This window comes from Variovorax sp. EL159 (assembly GCF_900100965.1).
In the GTDB taxonomy this organism is placed as follows: domain Bacteria; phylum Pseudomonadota; class Gammaproteobacteria; order Burkholderiales; family Burkholderiaceae_C; genus Variovorax.
In genome coordinates this window covers 786,832-806,442 of sequence record NZ_FMUJ01000001.1, presented here as the reverse complement: position 1 = coordinate 806,442, position 19,611 = coordinate 786,832, and the positions used below count along the sequence as shown (strand labels likewise).

The 19,611-nt window shown below is 64.8% G+C and carries 15 protein-coding genes; 5 read left to right on the top strand and 10 right to left on the bottom strand.

Annotated elements, in window-relative coordinates; all coding sequences use genetic code 11:
• Nucleotides 1-75 precede the first annotated feature (75 nt).
• Complete coding sequence (gcvP, locus tag BLQ28_RS03820) at nucleotides 76-2,985, top strand: aminomethyl-transferring glycine dehydrogenase (protein WP_093237206.1); 2,910 nt, start codon at nucleotides 76-78, stop codon at nucleotides 2,983-2,985.
• Between the two features lie 105 nt (nucleotides 2,986-3,090).
• On the opposite strand, the gene BLQ28_RS03815 is transcribed toward gcvP, so the two are convergent.
• Together BLQ28_RS03815 and BLQ28_RS03810 are read right to left on the bottom strand one after the other, a co-directional pair.
• Nucleotides 3,091-3,993, bottom strand: coding sequence for a DUF3014 domain-containing protein (locus tag BLQ28_RS03815; RefSeq protein ID WP_093237205.1), 903 nt, complete (start codon nucleotides 3,991-3,993; stop codon nucleotides 3,091-3,093).
• 115 nt (nucleotides 3,994-4,108) lie between these two features.
• On the bottom strand, nucleotides 4,109-5,221 hold the full coding sequence (locus BLQ28_RS03810) for a DUF2855 family protein (RefSeq protein WP_093237204.1): 1,113 nt from the start codon (nucleotides 5,219-5,221) through the stop codon (nucleotides 4,109-4,111).
• A 50-nt stretch (nucleotides 5,222-5,271) separates the two neighbouring features.
• On the opposite strand from BLQ28_RS03810, the gene BLQ28_RS03805 reads away from it, so the two are divergent.
• On the top strand, nucleotides 5,272-5,892 hold the full coding sequence (locus BLQ28_RS03805) for a TetR/AcrR family transcriptional regulator (RefSeq protein ID WP_093237698.1): 621 nt from the start codon (nucleotides 5,272-5,274) through the stop codon (nucleotides 5,890-5,892).
• Here the strand turns inward: BLQ28_RS03805 and BLQ28_RS03800 are convergent.
• Nucleotides 5,867-6,544 carry an alpha/beta hydrolase gene (locus BLQ28_RS03800; RefSeq protein ID WP_093237203.1) on the bottom strand — a complete coding sequence of 226 codons (678 nt, stop codon included), beginning with the start codon at nucleotides 6,542-6,544 and terminating at the stop codon, nucleotides 5,867-5,869. The genes BLQ28_RS03805 and BLQ28_RS03800 overlap by 26 nt on opposite strands.
• Nucleotides 6,545-6,556: 12 nt before the next feature.
• The gene (locus BLQ28_RS03795) at nucleotides 6,557-7,609 is read right to left on the bottom strand and encodes an NAD(P)H-dependent flavin oxidoreductase (RefSeq protein ID WP_093237202.1); all 1,053 of its coding nucleotides are present in this window, start codon (nucleotides 7,607-7,609) and stop codon (nucleotides 6,557-6,559) included.
• A gap of 101 nt (nucleotides 7,610-7,710) precedes the next feature.
• On the opposite strand from BLQ28_RS03795, the gene BLQ28_RS03790 reads away from it, so the two are divergent.
• The gene (locus BLQ28_RS03790) at nucleotides 7,711-8,679 is read left to right on the top strand and encodes a hypothetical protein (protein ID WP_143012405.1); all 969 of its coding nucleotides are present in this window, start codon (nucleotides 7,711-7,713) and stop codon (nucleotides 8,677-8,679) included.
• Between the two features lie 71 nt (nucleotides 8,680-8,750).
• Here BLQ28_RS03790 and BLQ28_RS03785 read toward each other — a convergent pair whose 3' ends face one another.
• Nucleotides 8,751-10,052, bottom strand: coding sequence for a UDP-N-acetylglucosamine 1-carboxyvinyltransferase (locus BLQ28_RS03785; protein WP_093237200.1), 1,302 nt, complete (start codon nucleotides 10,050-10,052; stop codon nucleotides 8,751-8,753).
• A gap of 193 nt (nucleotides 10,053-10,245) precedes the next feature.
• Here BLQ28_RS03785 and BLQ28_RS03780 point away from each other — a divergent pair, with 193 nt between their 5' ends.
• Complete coding sequence (locus tag BLQ28_RS03780) at nucleotides 10,246-10,890, top strand: DUF2625 domain-containing protein (RefSeq protein WP_093237199.1); 645 nt, start codon at nucleotides 10,246-10,248, stop codon at nucleotides 10,888-10,890.
• 162 nt (nucleotides 10,891-11,052) lie between these two features.
• Nucleotides 11,053-11,469: a GFA family protein gene (locus BLQ28_RS03775; protein ID WP_093237198.1), complete on the top strand. Its 417-nt coding sequence runs from the start codon at nucleotides 11,053-11,055 to the stop codon at nucleotides 11,467-11,469.
• A 13-nt stretch (nucleotides 11,470-11,482) separates the two neighbouring features.
• Here BLQ28_RS03775 and BLQ28_RS03770 read toward each other — a convergent pair whose 3' ends face one another.
• From BLQ28_RS03770 to BLQ28_RS03745, 5 genes are all read right to left on the bottom strand, one after another.
• Nucleotides 11,483-11,827 carry a hypothetical protein gene (locus BLQ28_RS03770; RefSeq protein ID WP_093237197.1) on the bottom strand — a complete coding sequence of 115 codons (345 nt, stop codon included), beginning with the start codon at nucleotides 11,825-11,827 and terminating at the stop codon, nucleotides 11,483-11,485.
• A 164-nt stretch (nucleotides 11,828-11,991) separates the two neighbouring features.
• On the bottom strand, nucleotides 11,992-15,822 hold the full coding sequence (locus tag BLQ28_RS32465; protein WP_143012404.1) for an nSTAND3 domain-containing NTPase: 3,831 nt from the start codon (nucleotides 15,820-15,822) through the stop codon (nucleotides 11,992-11,994).
• Nucleotides 15,823-16,113: 291 nt separating this feature from the next.
• Nucleotides 16,114-17,325, bottom strand: a complete 1,212-nt coding sequence (locus BLQ28_RS03755; RefSeq protein ID WP_093237194.1) for a DUF1501 domain-containing protein — start codon at nucleotides 17,323-17,325, stop codon at nucleotides 16,114-16,116.
• 161 nt (nucleotides 17,326-17,486) lie between these two features.
• Nucleotides 17,487-19,091, bottom strand: coding sequence for a DUF1800 domain-containing protein (locus tag BLQ28_RS03750; RefSeq protein ID WP_093237193.1), 1,605 nt, complete (start codon nucleotides 19,089-19,091; stop codon nucleotides 17,487-17,489).
• Nucleotides 19,091-19,570 (bottom strand): hypothetical protein, encoded by a 480-nt coding sequence (locus BLQ28_RS03745; protein ID WP_093237192.1) that lies wholly within the window; start codon nucleotides 19,568-19,570, stop codon nucleotides 19,091-19,093. Before BLQ28_RS03745 ends, BLQ28_RS03750 begins: the two co-directional genes overlap by 1 nt.
• Nucleotides 19,571-19,611: the final 41 nt, after the last annotated feature.

Genomic DNA, 19,611 nt, shown 5'->3' with positions numbered 1-19,611 from the left:
AAGGCAAGGCCCGCGTCGGGCCAGCCCGGCGGCGACCGCTGAGTCTTTTCTTCCTTAACGCCGATCCATCACGCCATGCCGATCCCCGCCCTTCCCTCTTTGCAAGAACTAGAGAACGCCGAAGAATTCCTTGCCCGCCACATCGGCATCGATGCGGCGGACGAGGCGCGCATGCTGCCGGTGATCGGCTCGGAAACGCGCGCGGAACTCATCGACGGCATCGTGCCCGCGGCCATCCGCCGCGCACGGCCGATGCGCCTGCCCGCACCGGTGACCGAAGCCGATGCGCTGGCCGAGCTGAAGGCGTTGGCGTCGAAGAACAAGGTGTTCAAGAGCTTCATCGGCCAGGGCTACTACGGCACGCACACGCCCGGCGTGATCCTGCGCAACGTGCTGGAAAACCCCGCCTGGTACACCGCCTACACGCCCTACCAGGCCGAGATTTCGCAGGGCCGCATGGAAGCCCTGCTCAACTTCCAGACGATGGTGTGCGACCTCACGGGCATGGCCATCGCCAACGCCTCGATGCTCGACGAAGCCACGGCCGCCGCCGAGGCCATGACGCTGGCCAAGCGCAGCGTGAAGAGCAAGAGCAACGTGTTCCTGGTGTCGGGCGACTGCCATCCGCAGACCATCGAAGTCATCAAGACGCGCGCCGCGCCGCTGGGCATCGAGGTCAAGGTCAGCACCGTGTCGGAAACGCTGCCGCACCTGATGGTGAGCGGCGCCTTCTTCGGCGTGCTCGCGCAGTACCCCGCCACCACCGGCCACGTGCACGACCTGCGCCCGCTCGCGGGCCATGCGCACCAGTGCGACGCCGCCTTCATCGTCGCGGCCGACCTGCTGGCACTGACCTTGCTCGCGCCTCCCGGCGAATGGGACGCCGACATCGTCTGCGGCACCACGCAACGCTTCGGCATGCCGCTGTGCAACGGCGGCCCGCACGCCGCCTACCTGGCCTGCCGCGACGAGTTCAAGCGCTCGCTGCCGGGCCGCCTCGTCGGTGTGAGCGTCGACACGCACGGCCAGCCCGCCTACCGCCTGGCACTGCAAACGCGCGAGCAGCACATCCGCCGCGAAAAAGCCACGTCCAACATCTGTACCGCACAAGTGCTGCCGGCCGTCGTGGCCAGCATGTACGCCGTGTACCACGGGCCCGATGGCCTGACGCGCATTGCGCAGCGCGTGGCCGCGCTCACTGCCATCCTGGCGCAAGGCCTCGTGCAAATGGGCCGCGAGCCGGTCAACAGCACCGCCTTCGATTCGCTGACGATCCGCACCGGCGACGACACGCCGAAGATCATCGAGCGCGCCCACGCCGCCGGCGTCAACCTGCGCCAGCGCCTGCAGCAGCACCTGGGCATTTCGCTCGACGAGACCAGCACGCGTGCCGACGTCGAAACGCTGTGGGCGCTGTTCGTGCCCACCGGCACGCCGATGCCGCGCTTCGACGACCTTGCCGGCAACGCCACGCCGCTGATCCCCGAAGACCTGCGCCGCACCAGCGCGTTTCTCACGCATCCGGTGTTCAACACGCACAAGAGCGAAACCGCGATGCTGCGCTACATCCGCAGCCTGTCCGACAAGGACCTCGCGCTCGATCGCAGCATGATCCCGCTGGGCAGCTGCACGATGAAGCTCAACGCGACCAGCGAGATGATCCCGATCACCTGGCCCGAGTTCGCGAACATCCACCCCTTCGCACCGGCCGACCAGTTGCAGGGCTATGCGCAACTCGACGCGCAACTGCGCGCCTGGCTGTGCGAAGCGACCGGCTACGCGGGCATCAGCCTGCAGCCCAACGCCGGTTCGCAGGGCGAGTACGCGGGCCTGCTGGCCATCCGTTCCTTCCATGAAGCCAAGGGCCAGGGCCATCGCAACATCTGCCTGATTCCCTCGTCCGCCCACGGCACCAACCCCGCGAGCGCCCAGATGGTGGGCCTGCAGGTGGTGGTGACGGCCTGCGACGCGCAAGGCAACGTCGACATGGACGACCTGAAGCGCGCCTGCGAGAAGCACAGCGCCAACCTGGCGGCCGTGATGATCACCTACCCGAGCACGCACGGCGTGTTCGAGACCCGCGTGAAGGAACTGTGCGAGCTGGTGCATGAGCACGGCGGTCGCGTGTACGTCGATGGCGCCAACATGAACGCGCTGGTCGGCGTGGCCGCGCCGGGCGAGTTCGGCGGCGACGTGAGCCACCTGAACCTGCACAAGACCTTCTGCATTCCGCACGGCGGTGGCGGCCCCGGCGTCGGCCCGGTGTGCGTGGTCGAAGACCTCGTGCCCTACCTGCCGGGGCATGCAACGGCCGGCGTCGCATCGAACGGCGTGGGCGCCGTGTCGGCCGCGCCGCTGGGCAATGCCGCCGTGCTGCCGATCAGCTGGATGTACTGCCGCATGATGGGCGCCAAGGGCCTGCAGGCCGCGACCGAAACGGCCATCCTGAGCGCCAACTACATCAGCGCGCGCCTGAAGGACCACTACCCCACGCTGTACGCGAGCCCCAACGGGCACGTGGCGCACGAGTGCATCCTGGACCTGCGCCCGCTGAAGGACACCAGCGGCGTCACCGCCGAAGACGTGGCCAAGCGCCTGATCGACTACGGCTTCCACGCGCCTACGCTGAGCTTCCCCGTGCCCGGCACGCTGATGGTCGAGCCGACCGAGAGCGAGCCGCTGGCCGAGCTCGACCGCTTCATCGACGCGATGATCGCCATTCGCGGCGAGATCCGCCGCATCGAAGAAGGCGTGTGGCCGAAGGAAGACAACCCGCTCAAGCACGCACCGCACACCGCGGCCAGCCTGCTCGGCACCGAGTGGTCGCATCCGTACTCGCGCGAACTCGGCGCGTTCCCGCTGGCCGAACTCAAGCTCGCCAAGTACTGGCCGCCGATCGGCCGCGTCGACAACGTCTATGGCGACCGCAACCTGTTCTGCAGCTGCGTGCCGGTGGGCGACTACAAGGAAACCGAAGAGGCCTGAGGCCGGCAAGCCTGCGGACCTGCTGACCCGCCGCGCACACGCGGCGCGGTCACTCCGCCGGGTGCAGCCATCGCCATCGCCGTGGAGGCGATGGCCGAAGCAGCATCACTGCTTCTTCTTTTTGGCGATGTCCGCCGTGGCGATCTGCTGGCGCAGCCCGCGCAGGCTGGCCTTGACCTTGCGCTCGTTCTCCGGGCCCAGGCGCACCATGATCTTCTGGCCGGAAGACAGCGACTCCAGCTTGGGGTCGACGTACTCGTAGCGTACCCACGGCCGCGTCGAAGGCACGTCGCCCTTCACCTCGATCAACCTAACCTGCACCGGGCCCGAGGGTTCGGGCGCCTGCAGCAGGTGGTCGATGACCGCGATGAGCCGGTCGTTGAAGTAGCGGCCCGGGTAGCCCAGCTCTTCGTACGCCTGCTGGAACAGCGGATAGAGCTTGGCGTACACCGCCGCCGCCTTCGCCGGATCGACCGACTCGGCCAGCAGCACGATGCCGTTGTAGCGCGCGCCATTGCTGGCCGCGATGGTCTGCGTGCCGCCCTGCGGCCCCTCGGTGATGAAGCGCTGGCCCGTCGGCTGCACCGGCCACGCGCTGGCGGGCGCATGCTCGCGCGTGAGGTTGTCGATGGTGGCCACAAAGCGCCGCACGATGTCGTCGGAACGCAGGAAGGTGCTCGCGTTCTTGCCGCCGAGCAGCTCCGACAGCGCCTTCATCACGCGCGAATCGGATTCGGCGAGCTTGGGCAAGGCCGCATCGGGCGGCGCGAGCGCATCGACCGGGTTCTGCGGGCCGGTGGGTTCCGCGGCCGGCGGCGGCGCGGGCACATCGTTCGGCGCGGCCGCGACCGGCGCCGGTTCGGGCGGCTTGACCTGTTGCTGCTGGTACCAGCGCCAGCCGAAGAAGGCCGCCGCCAGCACCAGCAGGGCGATGACGACGATGGTCCCCATGGGGGCCTCGCGGCGGGGTCTGAATTCGGGGGCGTCGCGCGTGTCGCTGTCGGACATGGAGTCGGTTCCTTTTGCGAAGGCTGCAGTGGCAGACGGGCTATGGTGCACCAATAAAGGCCGCACCACGGCCGTGTCCTCGTAACGCACTGTGACGCGCCGACCGCGCGGAAGTTCAGCCGATCGCGATGACGTGCGCCTCGCGCGGATCGACCTTGCCTGCATGCAGGTTCGCGATCACCGCCTGCGCATGCGCGAAGCCTTCGCCGCGCACCAGCGTCATCCAGCGGTTGCCGGGCCGGCTCAACTCGGCGATGAAGTTTCCCTGCGCTGCGTTGAAGCGGCGGTTGACCTCCTCGGGGCCCCAGTCGGCATTCCGCTTGCGGATCTGCACGGGCGCAAAGTAGAGCTGGGGCGTCGGGCCGGGCAGCGCATCGGTGTTGCCGAGAAACTCGGTCTTCTGCGCCGAACCCGCATAGCAGTCGTACACCAGCGCGTCGCCGAAGTGATGGTGAATGGTGGCGCGCAAATCGTCGTTGCCCGAGAAGTCGACATAGAGCGTGGGCACGCCGGCCGGCAGTGATGTGATCTCTTCGTAGCTCAGGGTGCGGTCGTAGCAGCCCAGCCCTTCCACGAACGCGCGGTTGCCTGCCGAAGTGGCCGCGATCAGTTGCAGGCCTTCGCGCTTGTCGAGGCAGAACGCGGTGCCGAAGGCCGTCTTGCTCGATGCGCTCGACACCACCACCTGCCTGGCGCCGAAGAAGCCGTTGTCTTCCAGAAAGTCCGCCAGCATGAACGAGGTGATGAAGAGCGGGCGCACCAGCATCTGGTAGTTCTCCAGCTCGGCGACGTAGCCCGCGTCGTTGCTGCAGCGCATGTACTGGTTGTAGGCCGACACCAGCTCGCTGCGGTGCGCCGCGCCATCGTAGAAACCACGCGCCGTCACGCGCACCGGCTGCATGCGCAGGTGGCTCGCGATCGGAAAGTAGCCGTAGAAGCGCTCGCCCACGGCCACGCCTTCCACGTTCGACGCCGCCACGTCGGCAAAGCCCCAGGCCGGCATGTGGCCCCAATCGGCATCGCCGGTGGGAAAGAACTGCCAGTACTTCATCACCGCGTCACCGAAGGCCGCGTAGGTGATGTTGTTGGTGGTCAGCGAGAAGCGGCCGATCTTCATCAGCACCTCGCCGGGCTGCAGCGTGCCGTCGTCGGGCGTGGTCAGCACACGGGTCGTGCCGAGTGCGTTCTTGCGCGTTTCGAGGCGGGTTAAAGTGAATGCGTTGTTCATTCGCAAACTGTATGGCGCCCCGTCCCGCGACGGGTTCGGAAAACCAGTCGATGCCCGCCGCACCCCGCTCCAAGCCCCTGAAACGCCCCACGCAGGCGCGCGGCAAGTTCACCGTGCAGGCGATCTACGACGCCTTTGTTCGGATTTGGACCGCGCACGGATGGGAGGGCGTGACCACCCGCGCCGTGGCGCTCGAAACCGGCATTGCCGTCGGCACGCTCTACGACTACTTTCCCGACAAGGAAGCCCTGCTCTCGGGCTATGTGCGCCATTGCATCGAAGCGCTGCTCGCGCGCATCGATGCCGAAGTGACTGCGCCCACCGACCTCGCGTGGCGCGAGCGGGTGCAACGGCTGGTGCGCCTGACCTGCGACTCGCAACTCGAAGGCCTGCCCGCGTTCGATCACGAGATGCTGATGCTCGAACACCGCGTGGCCGAGCCCAAGCACCACCGCCGGGTGTACGACGAACTCGCGGCGCGCTGGCTGCAGGCTTTCGCGGCCTGCAAGGACCTGCAACCGCCGCCCTCGCCCGCCACCATCCACGCACTGCTGACTGCCGCCTGGGGCGGCCGGCGCTACCGGCTGCTGGTGCAGCCCGAGGGTGACGATTGCGACTGTTGGGTCGGCGAGATGCAGACGATGGTCATGGCGCGCCTGCTGGCGCGCTGAGCGACTGCAGCCACGCCAGCGTGCCCTGCAGCTCGGCCGGGCGGATCTCGTGCGCGCCCGGAAAATCCGAGCCCGACAACGCCAGCGGCAGCGTGCGCGCCAACTCGCGCGTGGCCTGCGCGGCGCTGGGCGGGATCACGTTATCGGCGCTGCCGTGGCTCACCCACAGCGCCTTGCCCTCGAAGGCCTCGCGCGGCGCGATGTGCGGCACCACCTGCGACAGCAGTCGGCTGTGCCACACCATCGCGGCACGCACGCTCGCAGGCTGGGTCAGCAGCAGCGACAGCGCCATGATCCCGCCCTGGCTGAAACCGCCGACCACGATGCGCTCGGCCGGCACGCCGAGTTGCTTGCCGGCCGAAGCGATCATCTCGCCGACCAGGAAGCGGCTTTCGCGCTCCTGCTCTTCGTTGATCTGGCGCTCGCCATTGGCCAGTATCTGGAACTCGAACCACGCATAGGCGTCGGGCGACAGCACATAGGGCGCGCGCAGGCTCAACACATGGAACTGCGGCGGCATCAGCCGCGCCAGCCCGAACAGGTCCTGCTCGTTGCTGCCCACGCCGTGCATCAGCACCAGCAGCCAGGGTTCGCGCACCTGGGGCTGCGCGGCGTGTTCCAGGAACTTGAGGGGCAAATGAAGTTGGGTCATGGGGCGCTTTATTCAGAGCGATGTGGAAAAGCCTTGCGCCAGCGCACGCGTCACTTCGGCCGACGGCACCTCGCGGCAGCCCGTGGCGTTCTGGCCCGACCACAGCGGAGAAAAATCGCCGCTGCCCTTGGCCTCTGCCTTGGCGCGCAGCGGCGCGATGGCCGAGGTGGCCAACGGAAATTCCGGTGCCGCCGCGCCGATGGGCCCCAGCTCGCGCATCACGCGATTGACGATGCCGCGCGCCGGCCGGCCCGTGAACAGGTTGGTCAGCGCCGTGTGGCGCGCGGCCTCGCTCTTGAGCGCCGCGCGGTGCGGCGCGCTGGTCGTGGCTTCAGGCGTCAGCATGTAGGCGGTGCCGACCTGCACGCCCGCCGCGCCCAGCGCCATGGCCGCAGCCACGCCATTCGCATCGGCGATGCCACCGGCCGCGATCACCGGCAGCCTGATGGCGCGCACCACCTGCGGCAGCAGCCCGAAAGTGCCGAGCTGTTTCGTCAGGTCGTGCGAGAGAAAGTGACCGCGATGCCCGCCCGCTTCGAGCCCTTGGGCAATGACCGCGTCGGCGCCGTGCGCTTCGAGCCACAGCGCCTCGTCGACCGTGGTGGCCGATGCCAGCACCTTCGCGCCCCAGCCGCGCACCTGTGCCAGCAGCGCCTCGGACGGTAGCCCGAAATGAAAGCTCACCACACGCGGCTTGAACTCGGCCAGCAGGTTCGCCACCTCGGCGCTGAAGGGGTTGCGGCCCGGCCCGGCCGGGATGCTGGCCGCGTCGATGTCGAACTCGGCGTAGTACGGCGCCAATGCGGCACGCCACGTGGCCTCGCGTTCGGCGCTGGGCTCGGGCGGGGTGTGGCAGAAGAAGTTGACGTTGTAGGGCTTGTCGGTGCCGGCGCGGATCGCGGCGAGTTCGCTGCGCATGGTGTCGGCGCTCAGCATGGCGCCGGGCAACGAGCCGAGCCCTCCTGCATTGCTGACCGCAATCGCCATCGCGCTGCCTTGCACGCCGGCCATCGGCGCCTGGATCAAGGGGAGTTCGGTACCGAGAATTTGCTTCAGCGTCGTCATGCGAAAGGTTCCTTGTGTGTCGATGCCGGTCATTCTCCCGCCAAGCCGGTGGTCGCCTTGGCGGCGGGGTCATGCCGTTCGGCTTGGGCACAATTGCGGCCATGCACAGTCCGCCTGCCTCCCGCCCCGCCCTCTCGCGTGCCCTGCGCGCAGGCGCCATTGCCGCGCTCGTCGGCATGGCCGGCTGCTCCCAGGAAGACAGTGCCTCTTCCACCGCCACGGCACCCGACGCGCCGGCCGCCCCCACCACGCAAGCCGCGCCCGCCCCCTCGGGCCCTGCCCTTGCGGCCACGCTCAAGCGGGGCGAACTCATGGCGCTGGTCTTCCCCGGCTGGGAAGACAAGGACGACAGCCGCAGCGGCACCGTGCAGCTGCCGGACATCGGCAACGATGGCAAGCCCGTGAAAGGCAGCGAAGGCGAGCAAGAGGCCGACATCACCCCGCGCGAAGTCGTGCGCCTGGACGACACGCACGCCGTGATGCTGACCGAGACCGTGCCGCTCGACGACCAGGGCCAGCCCATCAACGGCCACGTATCGGGCGCTTGGATCGGCGCCTACTTCTTCGAGCAGGGCACCGACGGATGGACGCTCGCCAAGCGCAGCGACGGCGTCGACTACCTCGGCTTCATGGGCAACATCGGCCAGACGAAGGTCGAGCGCATCGCGCCGCAGCGCTTCGTGCTGACCACCACCAGCGGCAGTTGCTGGCAGGGCAGCTGCGGCACCTGGTTCTCGGTCTACGAGCTGGGCACGGGCACCGTGCACGAGTTGGTCACGGGCATTCCGCTGTCGGCAACGAACAGCGGCGCCGACGAGGCCTGCGAACAGGTGCTGAAGAACGAACGCCCCGACACCCCGCCGCGCGGCAGCTGCTTCGACGTCGATGGCACGCCGGAGTTTGTGCTCGGCACCGACGACGAGCCGGGCGACATGCGCATCGTGTTCAGCGGCGCGCAGACGACCAATGCCAGCAACCGGGTGCAGACCGTCGACCGCACGGTGGTCTACAGCTACCGCAAGGGCCGCTACGTGCCCGGCGATGGGCGCAACCCCGTGCCGGGGCTCTGACTGACAGCGCCTTCCGCGTCGCGATGTTCAGGGCAGGTGCGAACGATCGCTGAACCGCGCCCTGTACTTGCTTACTCCTCGCTGGTCCACTCCACCTGCACACCCAGGCTGCGCAGGTTTTCGACGAAGCGCGGATGCGCGCGGCGGATCGGCGTGGCGTTGCGGATCTCCGAGCGGCCCTCGATGCTCGCCGCCACCATGAAGAGCGCGATCGCCACGCGAATGATGTAGGGGCTCTCCACCACCGCCGGCGTCAGCGGATTGCCGCCGAAAGTGATGAGCCGGTGCGGGTCGGACGAGAACACGTGCGCGCCAAACTTCGACAGCTCGCCCGTCCAGCCCAGCGCACCGTCGTACACCTTGTTCCAGAACATCGCATTGCCCTGCGCGCGCACGCCCAGCGCAATGAAGATCGGCAGCAGGTCCACCGGAAAGTAAGGCCACGGCGCCGCCTCGACCTTGGTCAGCACGTTGCTCGTGAACGGCGTCTGCACCTTCAGCGGACCGGTGCGGATCGCGCGCGACCAGCCGTCTTCGTGCGTGATCTGCACGCCGAACTTCGCGAAGGTGCGGTCGAGCAGCGGAAAGTTGTCGGGTGCGCTGTTGCGCACCACCACGTCGCCGCCCGTGATGGCGCCCAGCGCCAGGAAGGTCGTGATCTCGTGGAAGTCTTCGTCGAAGCGGAACTCGCCGCCCTTCAGCGCGCCGCCGCCATGCACCGTCACCCGCGACGTGCCCATGCCCTCGATGCGCACGCCGATCATGCTCATGAAGCGGCAGAACTCCTGCACGTGCGGCTCCGACGCGGCATTGGTCAGCGTCGAAGTGCCATCCGCGGCGGCCGCGCACAGCACGAAGTTTTCGGTGGTGGTCACCGAGGCGTAGTCGAGCCAGTGGTCGGTCGGCGTCAGCCGCCCGTCGCTGTGCACGAGCAAAGAGCCTTCGGTGCGCTCGACCTTGCCGCCGAAGCGCTGGAACACCTCCACGTGCGGATCGATCTCGCGCACGCCCAGCGTGCAACCCTTGACGTTGTCTTCGAGCCGCGCGACGCCGAAGCGCGCCAGCAACGGCGGCACCAGCATGATCGACGAGCGCATTTCTTCAGGCAGCCGGTGCAGCGACGCGTCGAACACCGTTTCGCGGTGGTGCAACTCGAGCGTGCCCGTCTCGTGGTCCATGTGCACGTCGCTGCCGAGGGTGCGGAAGATGTCGAGGATCTTGCGCACATCGGTGATGTCGGGCACGCCATGCAGGCGCAAGGGCTCGTAGGTGAGCAGGGTGGCACAGAGCACCGGGAGCACGGCGTTCTTGTTGGCGGAGGGTGTGACGCGGCCACGCAGCGGCGTACCGCCGTGCACGATGAGGTTGGACATGGAGGAGCGAGCGGGGAAAGCGGGGAGGCGGTGGGGAGAAAAGGCCGCGGACAATCCGAAACCGGAAGCGGGCAACTTTACCGTCTGAAAGCGGCATGAACGGCGCTGAAGTTGTAAGAACTTCAAAGTGGAAGCCGCTGAATTAACAATTCTTTCTCGCTACATCCAACCATTTTTTCTAAACCAAGGTCTTATGCGCACGCTGCAGGAACTGATCGACACCGAAGACGCCGCCCTCCCCCTCATCCAGGAATGGGCCGCGGGCGCCAGCCACCCGTTCGAAATTCTTGCCCCGTCGCTCGAAGACCGGGCGCGCGTGCTGCTGGCGCTCCAGGTCACCACGCGCTCGACCATGGGCGCGGTGGCGCACGACACCGGCGGCCTGCTCATCGACCACGGATGGCTGCGCGTGCTGGGCTCGGGGCATCCCAGGCTGGCCCGCAACATCGTCGACTGGAACAAGGAGCGCTCGTCCGGCTTCCTGCTCGTGGCCGACGACGTGGTCGGCGGCTTCTTTGCCCTCAACGGCGGCGGCCTCGGCGAAGACGCCGGCGCCATGTACTACCGGGCACCCGACACCCTCGCATGGGAGTCGCTGGAAATCGGCTACAGCGACTTCCTCGAATGGGCCTCGACCGACCGCCTGCAGGTCTTCTATGCCGACACCCGCTGGAGCGGCTGGGAAGCCGACATGAAGAACATCGGGGCAGACCAGTGCTTCAACTTCTTTCCGTTTCTCTGGACGAAAGAAGGGTCGGTTCACACCAGCTCGCGCAAGGCTGTGAGCGTTGCGGAGCAGTACGCCTTCAACGTCGAGTCGGCAGGCACGAGTAGATAGACAGGCAGATGCGATTTCGCCGCAGCGCCGGTGTCCATGCCGGCCGGCGTGATTCGCGACGAACTTGTTACTCACCGCCGAGCGCTTGCCCGACTAGATTGCTTACACCCAGCCAGCCAGACAGCCCGCTGGAAACAAAGCAATGTCGAAAGGACCAGAGCCATGAACCAGAAAGCCTATACCGGCGGTTGCGCATGCGGCGCAGTGCGCTACGAAATTTCAGGCGAGCCGATCTTCCAGAACGAATGCCAGTGCCGCGACTGCCAGAAAAAGAGCGGCACCGGCCACGGCTCGTACCTCGCGTTTGCACGCAGCGGCGTGAAGCACCGCGGCCACGTCACGCTGTGGGACATGGTCGCCGACAACGGCAAGGTCAAGACCCGGGCGTTCTGCCCCACCTGCGGCTCGCCGGTGTTCCTGACCTTCCCCGCCAACTCCGGCGTCTTCGTCGTGCACGCCGGAAGCCTCGACGATCCGGGGCGGTACAGGCCGCAAGTGGTCACGTATGCGGTGCGCGGGCATGCGTGGGATTTTCTCGATCCGGCATTGCCGAAGGTCGACAGGATGCCGGCGATGTGAAGGTGCTACCGCGTCACGACAGTGCCTCGCACTGGTCTTCGATGCGGGCGTGAAGAAGGCCCAGCGTTGCCGAGAGAAGGCGCTGCAGCGAGCCGCGCTGGCTGGCATCGAAAAGCGGCGCGGGGTCTGCATCGGACGCAGCGGCATCGCGCCGGTCTTCATCCCAGGCGAGCAACTGGATGAGTGTTTGCGCGCCTTGCACCACGTCGCGTGCGTCGTTCAGGAATGCGGCTTGGGTTTGCTGGGAAGGGTCGAGCAAGTCGCCTTGAACCCACTCGAAGGGTTTGAACTGGGCGGCGGGTCGATAGGACGCGAAAGAGCAGCCGGCGTCGGTGCCTGCATTTGAAGCATTGGCCATGGGGCCTCCAAGTTTCGTCGCAGGATGTCATCGGGCCGCCAAACCCGGCCTCGCTCATTGCGAGGCGGAGGCAATGTACGCGGGGACTATAGCGGCCGTCAAGTTTGAGGGGCCAATACCAGTGCGTTGAAGACTCTGAGCTTGGCTGACTGTCTTCCACCTCATCAGCGTGAGCCGGGTCCAACCCACCCCATCAGGCCCCGCGTATCTACGAGTCGCATGGATTTAATAGCGGCATACTTCGCGCGCACCGCAGCTCGCCGCTTGGCATCCACCTCGTCAACGACCGACTTCCTTGCTCCTGCCGACTTGAGCACATCCTGAACCCTGCCGTATGTTTGATGGAGCTTCGGAGATTTATCACGCAGAAGCTCTAGAACTGTTGGCACTTCATCGGGGCCCAGCTCTCCCCCGTGATCGTCCCCAAGCCGCCTCAGACCAGTGAGAAGCGACATGTCATCGGGGAAAGCAGATAGCAAGACCTGCTGTGTAGGTCGATGAGAAGTCCAGTCCGCAATATCGCTCAGATGATCTAGAACTACGGGCGCCTTTGCGACCATATGCGCCTGCATATCGGCCAGAGTCGTCGGGTCAGCGGCTTGCAGGAATGTATCGATTGCTTGCCGGTGCCACTCACCTGTAACGCCAACCTTCCTATCGACCATGATCTTGAAGGCATTCAACGCGTAAGAGGTAGCCAGTTCAGCCGCCACGGCGTTGAGCCTAACCTCCTCACTACCGTGAACCACCTCGACAAAGCAAGCTTCAAACAATGCATGGTCCGGTCGACGCGCGATGTGCGAGACGACCTCTGCCCAAACTTCTGATCTGTGGTGCTTGCCAAGATACCAAAGTGGCTGAGGGCTGCCGCAGTGAAGGAAAGTGCACGCGACCAAGAGCCTATCGGGAATGTGCTTGATGAGTCGATCGGGTGCCCACGAGAGCGCATCTTCAGCACCAAGCACGACCTGCTGAACTTCTGCCGGAACCTCTCTACGGGTAACAGCCGCCGCCCGGAGCCAAGCCACGTCAGCCCGATCTGAGGAAAGCACAGCCAACACACTACGGCGCTCCTCGAAAGAGAGAGACGGCCATTCATCAACCACATCGGCCATGAAAACAAGTGCATAGCCGGTAGCTGGGAAAGAAAGGATCCGATCCAACAGTTCAAGTCTTTTTTCAGCAGCAAAATTGGCGGCAGCAGCAACACCGTCCCATACTCCCAACGCATAGTCGTCTGGAAGCTCACCGCTGTTCAATTGCCTCTCAAGCCACTCGACCCACGCACCAGCTAAAGACTGCGCCTGCTCGCAGGGCATCCTCTTCAAGGCTTGGCGTGCCGAGCTGTACAAGCGCTCGGCCGACAGACGAAAGCCGACGGGAAATGCGCGCAGTGCGCTCGGGACCAACTCCTGATAAGCGTGCCAAGGCTTCGGCTTAGCTTGCTCATCGTCATTGAAAAATCTGAGTGCTTCGTCCAGCACTACAGCTGCAGTCTCTGGCTGCAAAACGTAGCCATTGAGCAGTCCCAACACTTGGGCTTTGCGTTCATCTGAGTACCGATGCCAAGCCTCCAATGAGCTTCGACAAGCGCGTGCCGCTACAAGAGGATGAGCGTCTCGAGCCAGTCGTCCAAGCAAGACCTCATCGTGCGCCCGATCCAGTCGAAGCCACAGATCTGCGGCTTCTGCCCGAACAACCCCCGCGTCATAACTCAACAGCCGAGAAAGTATCTTTGAGTTCAACCTCTCGGGATGTCCTCTATAGAACCGCAGCAACTCGGTGGCAGAGCGCATGTCTGGAAGCTCATCACCAACTTCCATTGACGAAACGGTTTGTGCAACGTCTTTTTCAAGAGGCACGCGATGGCCCTCCAGAAACAGCTCTAAACCGGACAGCATCATCCCAACGGGCACAAACGCGAACTTTCCTTGCCAAGCCAATCCAACGATGTCGATGTACCTCGCCGACTCCACCCAGCTAGGTAACTGCTCGCCATACATCTTCGGAAACTCGTGTGCCAGGTGCACCAGGAACCGATAGCACAGATCACGCGTCGTTAGGAAATATGAGTCGAGACCGTCCTTCGCTTCCTGAACCAGATCTTCTCGGATATCTATTGCCGAGCCCAACTCCCTGTAGAGCCACGGGAGGTTTCGCGCGACTGCGGCTGAAGCGGGTGCCGACAATGAGAAGAGGCCGCGTCGCACCGCATTCAGCAGCTCTTCCCTCTGGCTCGCGGTGCTCCTCTCAACAACGCTACGCGCAGCAGCTCGATAAAAAGGATGAGAGAACAGAACGCCGCGATCACCGGATCGCGAGATAACCCGATGTCTATCGAGTTTGACTAACTCCCCCTTCGCACCGCTCGGAAGACTTGGACAGCTCTCGTAGTCGGGCAGAACTGGCTTCTCCGTCTCGCCTCCATACCCGACAAATGACATGAGCTTGTCTGGCTTTCTAAGTTTTCCTCCCTCACCAAGGATGTACGCCAACTCTCGTTCCGAAATTGCATCAATCTCAGATGTTCCGATCGCAAGTGCGGCGATCAACCCCTCAGAGGCCTGGTTGGCTGCTAACGTAACGCCAAATTGCACAGCAGACTGCTGAGCCAAACGCTCGATATCGGCTGCGCTGGCAGGGTCTTCCAGTTCATCACAGTTGGCTGCGATATGACTCAATACCCCAGGGGCGAATGTGAACTTCCCCGCCCGCAGCCCATCACTGACCAATGTGGCCAATTTCGCAGAAACTCGATACATCGCCGCGCAGGATTTCCACACATCGAGCAGAAACTCGATCTTGAAGATGCCTAGATCGCGGCATGTGTGGCCGGCAATTTTCACGTCGGTCAATCGCTGCATGCGCGTAGCTGCCAGAAGTGGCTCTTGCGATTGGGCGACGACCAATCGACGATTTGCTGGCACATTCCGCACAAGTTCTTCGAGGTGACGAAGAGTTCTCAGAACCGTCACATCATCTTTGTGCATCGCCCCAAGGGGGTCATCCAGAACTATGACAGCAGCCCCGCTTCCCTCATCCAGCAGAATGCGCTCGGCATGCTCAATGCTACTGGTACGTTTCGATGAGAAACCCAAATTCTCAAGTTGCGCAGCAGTCCAACAGGCGGCCTCAGATTTACCGCATCTTGGTGGTCCGGAGAGTAGCAATACCCTTTCTTCAGCAAGCGTATCCCGCCAAACTTGCTCTTGCCCTCGATGAACGTAATCGCGCGGAGCAATGGACGGGGACTTTGCATCAGAGAGGATTCGGCGAATCTCGGGGACTACATCAACGTCCAGCGCCTTTCTTGAAACGAGACACCTGAGCAATCGACTCAGCACATCCCCCACCATATCGCCCGCAATGCCTCCTTGCGCGCGTATGAGATGCTCCAAGGAACTGCGTACTTCTCGTTCTGCCCATTGATCTAGAAGGATCAAACGCTCCAATGACCGACGCACGCTGGTCGTCGAAGCAGAAGAGGCAAACTCCCTTACAGCCTTCTCCCGTAAAACTCGCTGTCTACTTCCTTTGACACCATCGCATTTCGCAACCGAAATCGCCTCAAGCAGCTTGGTCGTAGTTTCTGACGAGATCGAGTTGGGTTTGTGAAATTCACCATTCCAATCTTTGAGCATGGTGAAGTCAGCGCAATCATCCTTGGCGCGTTGCGCGCACACTAGAACAACGACACGATGAGCGTCAGCGCTCAAACGCTCCAACAAAAATTCGCTGCTTCGGTGTGCCGGAAAATGTGCGAGATATTCCGCAAGTATCGGAAGATCAACGGCCGCAGCCTTGCTCCTGGCCCCCTTCACCTGAAGTTCGATGTTGAATCGAATCCCTTCAAAAGTGATCTGGAATGTCGCATCCTCTCCGCCAGTCGGTTCGATAAAACATATGACTCCTGTACTCAGGAATCTCAAAATGAACTCGAGGCAAACCAAGTCCTGATACTCATACTTGGCTTGGCCTACAGTGGCAATTGACATCAAATCTCCGCTCTGACTTTCCCCGGGAGGATACGGCAAGCGGAGGAATCAAAAGATGCAATGCTGCGATCGCGCTACCGAGATCAAGCTGCCAGTTGGACAACTCCAATTTGGAACGATGGTCGCCCTTGAACGCCAACGCCGGAGCAGAGCTACCAACCTCACAGAAGGAGTCTGTTGCCGCCTCGTTCCTGCGTGTCTTCGCGGATTCGCCCCTGAATCGCCGAGTGGATGCTCTTATCTCGAGATGCAAGGGGGCCGAGCGTTCGCAATCAACGTCGGCAGCGAGTTCTAGACCAACCGCAAATCCTTCGGCGCCACCCCATCAAACACCTTCCCCAACTGCGCAGGCGACAACCCATACATCCGCTTGAACAGCCCGCCAAACACCGCCCGGTATTCATTCAGCACCGGATAGTCCCGGTTCTGGAACAGCGTGGCCTGCGTCAGCGCCTGTTGCTCGCCGACGATGTGTCCGCCCGCCTGCGCTGACAGTCCACCGCCAAGTACCCAGTAGACAGTGCCATGCCCATGGTCTGTTCCGCGATTGCCGTTCTCACGGAAGGTGCGGCCGAACTCGCTGATGACGACCACGACGGTCTGGCGCCACGCGTCGTCGCCCATCTCCTGCGCGAAGCCGGCGACGCCGCGGCCCAGTTCTTCAAAGCGGTTGGCCAGGTAGCCGGTGCCCGCGCCCTGCCCCACGTGGGTGTCCCAGCCGCCGACGTCGACAAAGCCCAAGTCGAAGCGGTCGCGCATCAGCAATGCCATGCGGCGCGCGACCAGCTCGAAGCCCTTGGCGGTCATGGCGTTGCGGCTGGCCGCGTCCATCTCGGCCTGCACGGCGCGCATGACTTCGTCGCGCACCTGGAAGCCTTCGGCCACGGGTTGTGCCAGCGAGGTGTTGCGGTACATGGCCGCGATGACCTGGCTTTGCCTTGCGTCGAGTGCCGAGCGCGCGTTGCCCGCGAGCGCCATGTTGGCGGCCTTGGCGTTGCCGCGCAGCGAGATCGGCAACTGGTCGGTAAAGGCGATGGGCGACACGTCGGTGATCGGCCCCGCGCCGAGCACGCCGGCCAGCCGGTTGAGAAAGCCCGAGCGGTAATCGCGGCGCTTGTCGAGGGCCTGGCCCAGTTCGATGGAGTCCTGCGTTTCGAAGTGGCTGCGCGTGAGGTCGTCGGTGCCGGCAAAGGCGATGAACGACGCTTGCTTCTGCTGGAACATCGGCATGACGCTCTGCGCCAGCGCGGGGTGCAGGCCCCAGTTGCTGTCGAGCGGCAGCGCACCGTTGGGCTGGCCGGGGCGCGCGATGGCGATGTTGGGGCGCGAGGCGTAATAGAAGTCACTGGAGGTCGGCACGAGCAGGTTGCTGCAGTCGTAGGCGCCTCGCAAGAACACGACCAGCAGCTTGGCGCCTTCGGCCGCGGGCGCGGCCATCAACTGGCCGGCGGCACCCGCGAAGGGGGCGGCGGCCATGAGCTTCAAGAGTTCTCGACGTTGCATGACGGTGTCCTTTCTTCTTGCCTTGCTCCTTCCCCCTTTGGGGGAAGGTTGGGATGGGGGCACGGCGGCGCTTGTTATTGCCTTGGCGCTTTATCGAGCGCCGCTTGCCCCCACCCCTGCCCTCCCCCAGCGGGGGAGGGAGAAAAACCCAAATACCTCGATCAGCGGCGCATCAGCTCGGGCGAGGCCAGCAGGAAGGTGTTCCATTCCTGCGGGTTCTTCGCCTGCGCCAACGCCTCGCGCGTGTCCGCACCCAGGCCGCCCTGCATCGCACGCACGGCGCGCGAGTCGGCCAGTTGCGGAAAGGCCGGCTTCTCCAGCGGTGCCTTGTCGTCGGTGCGGAACAGCACCGCACCGTTGGCGCCGATGGCGCGCGCTATTTCGAAGCGCGTGTTCATCTGGCCCGCGCTGGCCCAGGCCGCTTCATTGAGCGGGTAGCCGTCGGGCGTTTCGTGCCCATACAGCGGCTCGCCCATGCGGGTGATCCAGTTCAGCATCGGGCCGACGTTCTGCACCACGCGGTCGTCGTACGCGAGCCGCACGCCGGCCATCACGTAGTGCACCGGGTCGCGGAACTTGTGGCCCAGCGACGCGGCGAACTCGGGCGACTCGAACAGGGCCTTGAGCGTGATGGCGATGTCGCCATCGCTGCGCGTGAAGGCAGCAGCCATGCGATCGACCAGCGCCTGCGGCGGCTCGTCGGCCACGAAGTACACGGCCAGCTTGCGCGAGATGAAGCGCGCGGTGGCCGGCGCGCGCGCCAGGCGGTCGAGCGCTTCATCAGCCTCGGCCAGGCCATGCCGCTGGATCGGCTGGCCCAGCAGCGTCTTGGGGCCGTAGTCGTGCCGGTTCGGGTTGAACTCGAACAGGCCCCTGCGCACGTAGTCCGCGCGCACGGCCGGCCGCACGTTGGGTGGCGGCGCATCGAGCGGCTGAAAGCTCACGCCCACGCCGGTGAGCACGCGCGCCAGCTCTTGCACGTCGGCCTGCGAGTAGCCGCTGCCCACGCCCAGCGTGTGCAGCTCCATCAGCTCGCGTGCGTAGTTCTCGTTGATGCGGTTGGCGCCGTTCTGCGCGTTGTCGAGATAACGCAGCATCGCCGGGTGGTGCAGCGTGGCGCCGAGCAGGTCGCGGAACTTGCCGAGCGCATGCGGGCGGATGGCGTTCTCTTCATAGTCGCCCACCATCGCGCGGATGTTGTCCTTGCGCAGGTTGACGTTGAAGTGGTTCATCCAGAACCAGGTCATCTGCTCCTGCAGCTGGTTCGGCGAATAGAGCGCGCGCAGCACGAAGCGTTGCTGCGCCTCGCGTGCAAGCCTGTTGAGCTCTTGCTGGTAGGCCTGCCGCGCGGTCTTCTTCTGCTCTTCGTCGGGCAACGCATCGGCGGCCTTGCGCTGGGCTTCGAGCCCGAGCACGAGCTGGTCGAGCGGCGTGTGCGAGATGGTCATCGCATCGATCTGCGCCTGCGCGGCGGGCGGCAGCGGTACGGGGCGCGGGTTGAGCTGGTCGCGCATCCACAGGGCGAGGCCGCGTTGCGTGAGCTGCGCGTCGCTGCTGGCGTTGGCGCCCCAGCTCACGCGATCGAGCCAGCGCAAACGCGTGGCTTCGTTGGCGAGCGCGGATGGCAGCGAGACCGAGACCAGCGGGCGCTGGTTACCCGGCGCAGTGGCGCAGGCTGCAAGCAGCGCCAGCGCGCAGGCACCGAGCGCGAGCGATGCGCGCCGATGCAAAGACAGGCCAGAGGCTGTCGAGGCGGTCACGGGCATCACTCCCGGCGCATGTCGTGGCGGCGAACGTCGCCGATGGCGTGCTGCGCGGCGTTGATGGCCACGTCGACGTGCGCCAGGCCGCGTTGCTGGAACGGGCGCGAACGCGGGTCGTCTTCTTCGCGCGCCACGTCCGAGCGCACCTTGCGCAGCAGGTCGATGGCGGCATGCAGGCGGCCTTCGCGCGGCAGCCAGACGTCGGTGGGTTCGCGCCATTCGACGGGCTTGCCGTCGAGCCATGCGGCGCGCTGCAGGTCGCCGATGGCGGCGTTGATCTCGTCGTGCACCACCATCTCGTCTTGCGAGACCTGTCCGTCTTCAGGGCGGCGGTGATCGACTTGCCATGCCGCCGTGCGCAGGTCGGACAAGGCGTGAAGGTAGAAAGGATGCTTGCCGTATTCGTCCGCCAGCGCGGGCAGAGAAGCCGCGGCCATGAGGACCAGTGCGGCGGTGGCGGACAGTAGGCTTTTCTTCTTCATTGGAGCTCCTGACGGTAACGGTGGCTGGGAATGCTCTCCTC

Coding starts and splice junctions, on each gene's coding strand:
- gcvP (WP_093237206.1), top strand. CDS start 76: ATGCCGATCCCCGCCCTTCCCTCTTTGCAAGAACTAGAGAACGCCGAA.
- BLQ28_RS03815 (WP_093237205.1), bottom strand. CDS start 3,993: ATGTCCGACAGCGACACGCGCGACGCCCCCGAATTCAGACCCCGCCGC.
- BLQ28_RS03810 (WP_093237204.1), bottom strand. CDS start 5,221: ATGAACAACGCATTCACTTTAACCCGCCTCGAAACGCGCAAGAACGCA.
- BLQ28_RS03805 (WP_093237698.1), top strand. CDS start 5,272: ATGCCCGCCGCACCCCGCTCCAAGCCCCTGAAACGCCCCACGCAGGCG.
- BLQ28_RS03800 (WP_093237203.1), bottom strand. CDS start 6,544: ATGACCCAACTTCATTTGCCCCTCAAGTTCCTGGAACACGCCGCGCAG.
- BLQ28_RS03795 (WP_093237202.1), bottom strand. CDS start 7,609: ATGACGACGCTGAAGCAAATTCTCGGTACCGAACTCCCCTTGATCCAG.
- BLQ28_RS03790 (WP_143012405.1), top strand. CDS start 7,711: ATGCACAGTCCGCCTGCCTCCCGCCCCGCCCTCTCGCGTGCCCTGCGC.
- BLQ28_RS03785 (WP_093237200.1), bottom strand. CDS start 10,052: ATGTCCAACCTCATCGTGCACGGCGGTACGCCGCTGCGTGGCCGCGTC.
- BLQ28_RS03780 (WP_093237199.1), top strand. CDS start 10,246: ATGCGCACGCTGCAGGAACTGATCGACACCGAAGACGCCGCCCTCCCC.
- BLQ28_RS03775 (WP_093237198.1), top strand. CDS start 11,053: ATGAACCAGAAAGCCTATACCGGCGGTTGCGCATGCGGCGCAGTGCGC.
- BLQ28_RS03770 (WP_093237197.1), bottom strand. CDS start 11,827: ATGGCCAATGCTTCAAATGCAGGCACCGACGCCGGCTGCTCTTTCGCG.
- BLQ28_RS32465 (WP_143012404.1), bottom strand. CDS start 15,822: ATGTCAATTGCCACTGTAGGCCAAGCCAAGTATGAGTATCAGGACTTG.
- BLQ28_RS03755 (WP_093237194.1), bottom strand. CDS start 17,325: ATGCAACGTCGAGAACTCTTGAAGCTCATGGCCGCCGCCCCCTTCGCG.
- BLQ28_RS03750 (WP_093237193.1), bottom strand. CDS start 19,091: ATGCCCGTGACCGCCTCGACAGCCTCTGGCCTGTCTTTGCATCGGCGC.
- BLQ28_RS03745 (WP_093237192.1), bottom strand. CDS start 19,570: ATGAAGAAGAAAAGCCTACTGTCCGCCACCGCCGCACTGGTCCTCATG.